Here is an 8,963-nt window from a genome sequence, read left to right on the forward strand (position 1 = left end):
ACCGGACCACATCCCCCAGCATCGCCCCGACCAGCACCGACGACTGCCACACCGGCAGCGACCGCACCCGGTCGAAGACCCCCTGGTCGATGTCCACGTTCAGCCCGAACCCGGTGTTCATGCTCGCCAGCACGACCGCGATGACCGACACCCCGGGGAGGAAGAAGTCCAGGTACGCGCCGGGGGACCCCGCGATGGCACCGCCGAAGAGGTAGGTGAAGAGCAGGGTGAACATGACCGCCTGCAGCAGTGCGCCGAACAGCCCCTCGGGCGCCCGCTTGATCTTCAGAAGCGAGCGGAGCGCGAAGGTCAGCGACGCCGAGAGCGCGCCTGCCCTCGGCGGGCGCTCGCGGGGCGTCAGCAGGGGTCCGCGCAGTCTCTCGTCCGCCACCGGCTGGGACGTGGTCATCTCGCCCGCCTCCCTCACTCACTCCGCGCTCGGGCCGTCCAGGGCAAATAATAAACCCGGAGCTTATATAAGGCAAGTCTAATGAGGTGCCCTGGAGGCCGGGCGGTCGGTGGCCGTCGCGCCCGCGCCATGCCAGGGCGCTCGACGGGGCCGGCCCCGGGCCCGCGATGGCGGAGCCGTCCAGAACCGATCAGGCGTTGTCGCGGTGGTAGAAGCCTTCGATGTATTTCACGAAGGGGTCCCTGTCGAGATAGCCGTCCCCGTCCTCATCAAGGCGCTGGAACCCTGCCAGACTCTCCAGCTGCGGGTAGCCCGTCGCCGAATGCGTCGTCATCCACACCTGGAGGGACACTCGTTCGTCGGCGTCGGCGCCCATGTCGAACACGGCGACGCCCCACGGAATGGCGACGTTCTCGATGAAGCCCGGCTGCTCGTGCGAGGCGACCCACTCCCCCTTGCTCACCTTCTTGTCCCCGGCCTCGTCGACGCGCCCCTTCAACTGCTGCCACAGCCTGTTGGACGGTCGCGTGATCGCCAGCCACTGCGGGGAGCCGGGCGAGACGTGCAGCGCGCGGCACCACCGCTGCACCAGCAGGTCGACGTCGGATTGTTCGATGATGCCGTCGCCGTCGTGGTCGAAAGCCTTGAAGAGCGCTTCGTACTCTTCGGCAGTGGCCATGCGGAACACTCCTCGGATCGGGAACGCGTGGCGCGCGTCGCCACCGGTCAGGCCTCCGCCCCGCGCAGGATGGGATCGAGGCGGTTCAGGAGGATCGATCTCCACGCGGTCTCGTGCTCTTCCCTCACCTTGTCGTCCGGGAAGCCCGCGTGCGTCAGGTGCAGCAGGGAGCCGCTCGGCCGGGGTGACATCTCGACGGTCAGCACCGTCTCGACCCCGCGGGTTCCCGCCTCGTTGAGCCACGTCAGTTCGATCAGACGGTCCGGGTCGACGCGGAGGAACCGGCCGTAGTGCGGGTGCCGCCGTCCCTCGTGGAACGTCTGGAAGAAGTAGGGCGCGTCGACCTCGGCCTTCATGACGATCTCGCCCGGCTGGGCGAACCACTGGTCGAACCGCTCCGTCCAGGCGCGGAACACCGCGTCGGCCGGCGCGTCCGCGAGGTGGTCCACGATCGCGCGGTACGGCCTGGCCGACAGGTCGGGCGGACAGATCGGCAGCGTCACGAACTCCTCCAGCTCGCTAGACACTTGAACTATATATAGTAATCTCCTGGAGGAGTAGACCGGAGATTTCCTCGTCGGCGCTCGGTCCATGCCCCAGGGAGGATTCCACCATGCGCGTGCTGTTCATCTCCGTCCCCGCGGCCGGCCACGTCTTTACGCTCGTGCCCCTGGCATGGGCCTTCCGCTCGGCGGGTCACGAGGTGCTCGTGGCGCTCGCGGAACGCCCCGAGTGGGCGGCCGACGCGGGCCTGCCGGTGGTCGACGTCGCGCCGGGCTACGACGCCGTGGCGATCGCGAAGAAGGTCTTCGAGGACGATCCCGAGTTCGCGAAGACGTGGTACCGCAATGTCGGGCCGGACAGGGACATCTCCCCCCGGGCGCCCATGTTCGCCGGGTTCAACCGGCCGCTGGTCCCCGGGACCATGGAGGTGGTCGACCAGTGGCGCCCGGACCTCGTCGTCTACGAGCAGACGACCACCGTCGGGGCGATGGCGGCGGCCAGGCTCGGCGTTCCGGCCGTCCAGCGGAACCTCGGGCCCTTCACCACCGGGCGGACCCATCAGCTGACGGCCGGCCTGCTGTCGGATCTGTGCGCCGAGTACGGGGTCCCGGCCATCCCGCGTCCCGCGATGATCCTGGAGCGGCTGCCGCCGAGCATGCTGCACGCCAGGCCCGAGGGCGGGTTCATGGGCGGCCACTCCTACGACGGCGGCGGCGTCCTGGGCGGGCTGTGGCGGCAGCGGCCGCAGCGGCCGCGAGTCGTGCTCTCGCTCGGAGGCGGATTCTCGGCCAGGTTCTTCGGCCTCGGCACCCTGCCTCCGGTCATCGAGGCCGCTTCGAAGGTGGACGCCGACTTCGTGCTCGCGCTCGGCAAGGTCGACGCCTCCGCCCTGGGCACGCTGCCGGCGAACGTCCGGCCCGCCGACGGCTGGGTCCCCTTCGGCGAGCTGTTCCGGACGTGCTCGGCGGTGGTGCACCACGGTGGCGCCAACACCGTCCTGACCGCGGTGGAGGCCGGCATCCCGCAGATGGTCGCCCTCGACCCGCAGGACGTGGCCTCCGAAGCCATCGGGCAGGATGTGCGCGACCGGGGAATCGGGCTGATGGCGCCGGCCGATGAGATCACCGCGACGATGCTGGAGCGCCTGCTCGAGGACGAGACGCTGCGGACGGCGACCGCCGAGGTCCACACGGAGGTCGCGGGCCTGCCGTCCCCCACGGCCGTCGCCGCCGAGCTCGCCGACCTCGTCGCGCGCCTGTAGCCGCCCTCCCCCGGGGCGGGCGACCTGAGTGGATCACGCTTTCCACGGCGTCCGGTTCCCCGCCGCGCCGCGGCCCTCGCGCCGGCCCCGGGCGACCTCCGTGGCCAGTGCGTCGAGGGGCTGGGCCCAGAACCGCCGGAACTGCTCCAGCCACATGTCGACCTCGCGCAGGGGCCCGGGGTCGATCGCGTACAGGCGCCGCGTCCCCTCGGCCCGGACCGAGGCGAACCCGTTGTCGCGCAGCACCTTCAGGTGCTGCGACACCGCCGGCTGGGAGATCCCGAACTCCTCCTGGATGACGGCGCAGATCTCCCCGGAGGAGTGTCCGCCGCCGGACAGCAGCTCCAGGATGCGGCGGCGAACCGGATCGCCGAGAACATCGAACGCGTGCACGGGATAATAATATCAAACTTATATAACTCGGCCTCGAACGCTCACCGGAGCCCGCCCCGCGCCGGGACCCGCTACCGGGCGCCGAAGAGGCCGCGGTTGAGGACGGGCTTCGCGGTCTCCTGGAAGTCGATCTCCGGGTCGAGCTCGCGGATGGTGCCCTCGATGACGAGCAGGGACAGCAGCGGGAAGATCAGCTCGGGCGCGGCGTGGATGCCGTACCGGCGCTGCAGGTCGAACATCTCCGTGGCGAAGGCGATCAGGCTGAACTCCTTGGCCGGCAGGCCGTGGCTGCGCTCGACCAGGTCGGCCATCCGCACGATGAAGCCCTCGAGGTCGGCGCCCTCGCGCACCCCCGCCGAGCTCTCGATGACGATCTCGGCGCAGCGGCGGCCCCGGCCGGTGGACATGTTCATGAAGAACTCGGCGAACAGCCGGCGCAGGCGCTCGGTCAGCTGCACGCTGAAGCCGGCGTCGAGCACGACGACCTGCCCCTGACGGGTGAAGTAGAGGTTCCCCGGGTGCATGTCGCAGTGTACGAAGCCGTCGACGAACAGCATCTGGTAGATGGCGGTCAGCGCCGACACCGCGAACCGCTTCCTCATCGCCAGGGGGCATTTCGCCGCGGCGCCCACATCCAGGTCCGGTATGAACTCCATGACGATGCAGCGCGGCCGGGACTCGGCCTGGTGCACCTGCGGCACCCACACCCGGGGCACGGGCGCGAGGTTGTCGCGCAGCCGCGTCAGGCTGTCGGCCTCGCGGGCGAAGTCCAGCTGCCCGAGGACGGCGGCGCACATGTTGTCCACCACGTCGGTGACCGGAACGCCGCGGAACACGGGCAGGCGGGCGGCCAGCGAGGCGCCCGCCCTCATCAGCGCGAGATCCTCCCTCATCACCCGGTCGATGCCGGGGCGGCGGAGCTTGATCGCCACCTGGCCGCCGGACGCGAGCGTGCCCTGGTAGACGGAGGCCACGCTCCCGCTGGCGACCGGCCGCTCCACGAGGTGCGCGAAGCGCCCTTCGACCGACCGCATGCCGTAGGCCTCCGCGAAGGCGCGGCGGGTCTCGGCGCGGTTCAGCGGCGCCACCGAGTCCTGGAGGACGGACAGCTCGTCGCAGAGCGCCGCGGGAAGCACGTCCCGCCGGGTGCCGAGGACCTGACCGGCCTTGATGAAGGTGGGGCCGAGCCTCATCAGCAGGACGGCCGTCCGCCGGTAGAGGTACCGGCGTCCCGCCGTGCGACCGCGCAGCGCCGTCCGGACGAGCCCGACGACCCCGGCCGGCACCAGGGTCACGGCGACGATCGCCAGCACGCGCGCCCCCCGCCCGGCGAGCGCGAGCAGGGCGGGGGACCCTCGTCCGGCGGGCACCGTCTCCGATCGTCGCTCAGCGCCTGTCGTTGTCATGGGCCTGCCTGCCTCCGGTGATTCCGGGTACCTCGATCGCCCGCAGCTGGAGGGTCGCGTGGTCGCAGTACCAGATCAGCCGGCCGTCCCAGGCGATCCCGGTGGGACTGCCGTTGACCGTGATCGACGCCACCTCGCGTCCCTGGTTGAGATCGATCAGGTTGATGGAGCATCCGCGGTAGTCGGCGTACGCCAGGTAGTCGTCGGAGACGGTGACCCCGGCGACCGGGCGACGCACCGGGTAGCTGGCGATCAACCGCAGGTCCTCGACGCTTCGCAGGTCGATGACCTGGAGGTCCTCGTATCCCGTCCACACGCCCTGGCTCGTGGCCTCCAGCCCGCACAGGAGCCGCCCGGGCCGCGGGTTGGGCAGCTCGCCGACGACGTCACCGGACTCGGGGTCGATGACGCGCAGGGTCCGCTGCTCGCCCACCACCTGGACGAGGCTGCCGCCGAGCGTGGTCAGGTCCGTGCGGACGCCGGGGCACGGGATCTTTCGCACCACCTCGCCGGTCCTAGGGTCCATCGCCGCGATCTGGTTCTGCACGGCTTCCGAATACCAGAGGTACTGTCCCGTCCAGGTCAGCCCGCACAGTTTCAGGCCGCCGCGAACCGGGATGTCGCGCACCGAACCCGCCGCGTAAGGCATCACCGCCCTCCCTTCTTGCTGAGGCCGCACTCAAGCCGCCAGTCGGTGGCCACCCGTACGTCTTCGGGCCGGTGCATCTGGACGTGCAGCACGTCCCCCGCCGCCACCGCGGTGTGCCGGAGCGGCCAGATCCAGACCGCCCAGTTGCAGCCCGGATAGGAGGGGAGGTTGGACAGCGTCACGCCCGGCGCAAGGGTGGCGGTGAAATATCCGGCGATGGCGTGCAGCCGACCGGTCCGGTTGATGGTCAGCCGCCGGCTCGGCCGCTGCTGGCCCCCCTTGCCGCCGCGCTGGTCGGCGATGGCCGCCGGCTGGCTGAGCATCGTGGGCGGACGCTGGAAGAAGTGCAGCTGTGCCGCGGGGGCTATACATTCCTGAACCGCGTCCAGCCGGTAGCCGAGGAAGTCCTCGTCCCAGATCCCCCAGCCCTCGCCGTCGAACTCGATGGCCGCCAGCTGGGTGACCAGGCGCTCGGGAACGACCCGGCCGCCGGGAGCGAGGTTGCGCCGCGCGAAGGAGCCGAGGACCTCCATCATCTGCTCCTCCGGCCCGAGATTGCCCATCATCTCCGAGACCACGACGTCCGCCTTGACGGGCAGCCGCACCCGGCGCGCGTCTCCCTGGACGAGGGTGAGCCTGCCCTTGAGGTCGTTCTGCTCGGCGATCCTGGCCGCGACCGCCGCCATCTCGGGGTCGGCCTCGACGGCGTAGACGTGCTCGGCGCCGCACCGCAGCGCGAGCATGGACAGCGCCAGCGTGCCGGCCCCGACGTCCGCCACCACGCCACCGGGCGGGATCGCGTCCTCGAGCGCCCGCCCGTAGGCCTCGAGCCGGGGCCGGTCGGCGAGCATCGCCTGGTGCATCAGCAGCAGTCGCTGGTCCACGACGCCTCCCCTTCGCAGGTACCCGGAACGGCCGGCGGGGCGGGCCGCACGCACGTCCCGGCGGGACTGGAACTATTGGAATTTCCATCAGATCCAGTCCCGCCGGTCACGTCAAGAGGCTCGCGGGAAACCTCAGATGTTGACCGCCGCCGTCTCGCCGACGTGGGCGTCGCGCATCGCCAGCCGGACGCCGGTCAGCCGTGCCTTGACCGTGCCGTCGGTGGTGACGAGCGGCGCGTCCGCGCCGACCATGCTCAGCTCGCTGCCGGTGGCCTCGAGGTCCCTGAGCTTGCCGGCCACGTGCGCGGGCCTGGCCGCGTACAGGTTGCCGTGCGGCGTCACGAGCTCGAGCTCGGCGTCGATGTGCAGCTCACTCGGGAACCTGACCCGGCTGAGGCTGTCCTCGGTGCCGTCGCCCAGCGTGCCGCCCGAAGGCCGCGGCCAGCTCGCCCGCAGCATCACGCGGCCGCCGAGGGCCTCGTTGTGGCCGACCATGGCGACCCGGGCCATCTGGGCGAGCACGCCCTGGCCCTCGTCGTGCTTGTCGGGGCCGAACAGGAGGATCTCCGTGCCGGCCGCCTTGCGGTAGTCACCCTCGAGCTCGATGACCTCGGTCTTGCCGTTGTACTCGACCTCGATCTGGCCCTCCAGCGAGACCTGCATGATCATGGAGGGGTCGACCAGCATCGACATGCACGGGCCGGCGCTCGCGGCGAAGAACACCGTGGGCGTCAGGCCGACCGGCTCGTTCTGGTCGTTGGCCGGGTACCAGGCCTCGGGCAGGGTGGTCCCGCGGACCACGTTGGGCGCCTGCACCACGTCGAACGGGCCGTCGCCGCGCGGGCTGCCCAGGTACGGGCCGGTCAGCGGCTTCTTGTACGGCGGGATGCTGTCGACCACGCCGTAGATGTCGATGACGTTGCGGTGGGCCAGCCGCAGGGTGCTGGTCTCCAGGATGCCGAAGCGCCGGATGTAGAACTCGGCCGGGAAGTTCTTGCCCGGGACGATCTGGCGCACGTGGCCGGAGTTGGGGAGGAACGGGTTGGACAGGACCTGGATGCGGTCGTCCAGCTCGTAGCTGTACCCCTTGATGCCGACCTCGGGCGCGCTGATCAGTTCGGTCTCCAGCTCGGCGTGGCCCTTCTCGTCCACCCGGTGCTCGAAGCCCGGCATCGGCCACTTGTTCAGCTGGACGAAGCCGGACAGGTTGATGGTCTCCCGTCGGCCGGCGTAGTAGTCGTCGCCGAACACGACGGTGGCCGCGGCGAGGATGTGCGGACGAATCGGCTTGGGTTCGAGGTTGAGGGACTCGTACGTCTCACGGAGAGAGCTCAAACCAGACACCTCCAGCGTCTGTCGAGAACGTGTGGTGGGCCACTGCCTGGTCCGCGGATCGATGACGGGGCCCTGTTCGCTGAAGTTTTATATAGCGATTCGCCCTCGTCAACCCCTGCTCGAGCGACGTCATCAAGGCCCCGGGCGGCCGAGGATTTCACTGGCCACTTAACTGACCAGCTCAAAGCGAACACAAGGGGGCGCCAGGGCCGGCGCGGGCACCTTGGAAATGAGAGGGATGTTGCTACAATTTATTAAAGTTTCTGGGAAGAACACGGAGAGGCCGGGGCCATGTGCGCGCTCAAGACCACGCCGGTGACGGCGGAACTGTACGACTACCTCACCGCGCACAGCCTCCCCTTGGACGACGTACAGCGCCGTCTCATGGAGCGGACCGCCCGGCTCGGCCCGGTGGCGCGGATGCAGATCGGCCCCGACGAGGGAGCGTTCCTGACCCTGCTGGCGCGGCTCATGGGCGCCCGCCGGGCGATCGAGATCGGCACGTTCACCGGCTACTCGGCGCTGTGCATCGCCCGGGGCCTCGCCCCGGGCGGCCACCTTCTGTGCTGCGACGTCGACAAGGAATGGGGGCAGATCGCCCGCGAGGCCTGGGCGCAGGCCGGCGTGGCCGACCAGGTCCGGCTGCGGCTCGGCCCCGCGCTGGACACGCTACGGGCGCTCGCCCCGGATCCGGTCGTCGATCTCGCCTTCATCGACGCCGACAAGGAGAACTACGTCGCCTACTACGAGGAACTGCTCCCGCGCATGCGGCCGGGCGGCGCCGTCCTGGCCGACAACGTCCTGTGGCGCGGCCACGTCATCGACCCCGTCGGCGACGCTCCCCCCGCGGAGGTCTCCGCGACCAGGCGCGCGAGAGATGCCGACACCCGGGCGATCCGCGAGTTCAACGATCACATCGCCGCGGACGGCCGGGTCGAGGCGGTCATCCTCTCGATCGGGGACGGCGTCACGCTGATCCGCAAACGGGACTGATCGCGCCCGGGATGCTCATGCCCGACGCCCACCCGGCACGCCGGGAGGACGGAGCCGCGTGGCCGCCCCGTTCGCGCGACGACCGCGACGCCGCCGGACCCGGTCCCGATCGGCGTCGCGGATGCCCGTGCCGCCCGTAGGGGTCGTCGGGCCGGTCAGCGGACCCGGGGACGAGCGCGTCGACCATGGGATGGTTCTCGAGAGACATGGGTCCCTTCCGGGTCGAGGGCGGCATACGGAGGACCGGCCGGGACCGGGGCCCTCCCAGAGTTCTTACGCCCACTGCGAACAGCCGCCAATCCTCGCCAAATCACTTTAGAATCTGATAGTAACCGGCGGCCCCGGGAGGAGCGAGGAGATGTTCGAGAGGTTCACCGACCGCGCGCGGCGGGTTGTTGTTCTGGCTCAGGAAGAGGCCAGGATGCTCAACCACAACTACATCGGCACCGA

The 8,963-nt window shown here is 70.2% G+C and carries 10 protein-coding genes; 2 read left to right on the forward strand and 8 right to left on the reverse strand.

All coding sequences use genetic code 11. The features are described from left to right. The 3 genes from AB0H37_RS44630 to AB0H37_RS44640 all read right to left on the reverse strand — a co-directional run. On the reverse strand, positions 1-409 hold a 409-nt coding region (locus tag AB0H37_RS44630; protein ID WP_360618793.1), incomplete at its 3' end, for an ABC transporter permease. Between the two features lie 190 nt (positions 410-599). Beyond that, positions 600-1,088, reverse strand: coding sequence for an EF-hand domain-containing protein (locus tag AB0H37_RS44635; protein WP_329091267.1), 489 nt, complete (start codon positions 1,086-1,088; stop codon positions 600-602). A gap of 47 nt (positions 1,089-1,135) precedes the next feature. Beyond that, positions 1,136-1,615, reverse strand: a complete 480-nt coding sequence (locus AB0H37_RS44640; RefSeq protein WP_218935142.1) for an SRPBCC family protein — start codon at positions 1,613-1,615, stop codon at positions 1,136-1,138. 86 nt (positions 1,616-1,701) lie between these two features. Here AB0H37_RS44640 and AB0H37_RS44645 point away from each other — a divergent pair, with 86 nt between their 5' ends. Then, positions 1,702-2,853, forward strand: a complete 1,152-nt coding sequence (locus AB0H37_RS44645; protein WP_179834668.1) for a nucleotide disphospho-sugar-binding domain-containing protein — start codon at positions 1,702-1,704, stop codon at positions 2,851-2,853. A gap of 33 nt (positions 2,854-2,886) precedes the next feature. On the opposite strand, the gene AB0H37_RS44650 is transcribed toward AB0H37_RS44645, so the two are convergent. The 5 genes from AB0H37_RS44650 to AB0H37_RS44670 form a co-directional block, all read right to left on the reverse strand. Then, positions 2,887-3,246, reverse strand: coding sequence for a metalloregulator ArsR/SmtB family transcription factor (locus tag AB0H37_RS44650; protein ID WP_360618794.1), 360 nt, complete (start codon positions 3,244-3,246; stop codon positions 2,887-2,889). Positions 3,247-3,317: 71 nt separating this feature from the next. Further along, positions 3,318-4,616, reverse strand: a complete 1,299-nt coding sequence (locus tag AB0H37_RS44655; RefSeq protein ID WP_329091271.1) for an AarF/UbiB family protein — start codon at positions 4,614-4,616, stop codon at positions 3,318-3,320. Between the two features lie 16 nt (positions 4,617-4,632). Next, positions 4,633-5,301, reverse strand: a complete 669-nt coding sequence (locus AB0H37_RS44660) for a hypothetical protein (RefSeq protein ID WP_179834665.1) — start codon at positions 5,299-5,301, stop codon at positions 4,633-4,635. Beyond that, the gene (locus AB0H37_RS44665; protein WP_329091273.1) at positions 5,301-6,185 is read right to left on the reverse strand and encodes a class I SAM-dependent methyltransferase; all 885 of its coding nucleotides are present in this window, start codon (positions 6,183-6,185) and stop codon (positions 5,301-5,303) included. The genes AB0H37_RS44660 and AB0H37_RS44665 overlap by 1 nt, the downstream gene beginning before the upstream one ends. 132 nt (positions 6,186-6,317) lie before the next feature. Then, positions 6,318-7,520 carry a DUF6004 family protein gene (locus AB0H37_RS44670; protein WP_179834663.1) on the reverse strand — a complete coding sequence of 401 codons (1,203 nt, stop codon included), beginning with the start codon at positions 7,518-7,520 and terminating at the stop codon, positions 6,318-6,320. Positions 7,521-7,811: 291 nt separating this feature from the next. On the opposite strand from AB0H37_RS44670, the gene AB0H37_RS44675 reads away from it, so the two are divergent. Continuing rightward, the gene (locus AB0H37_RS44675; RefSeq protein ID WP_360618797.1) at positions 7,812-8,513 is read left to right on the forward strand and encodes a class I SAM-dependent methyltransferase; all 702 of its coding nucleotides are present in this window, start codon (positions 7,812-7,814) and stop codon (positions 8,511-8,513) included. The last annotated feature ends 450 nt before the right edge of the window (positions 8,514-8,963 follow it).

The organism is Actinomadura sp. NPDC023710 (genome assembly GCF_040639875.1).
Taxonomy (GTDB): Bacteria; Actinomycetota; Actinomycetes; order Streptosporangiales; family Streptosporangiaceae; genus Spirillospora; species Spirillospora citrea.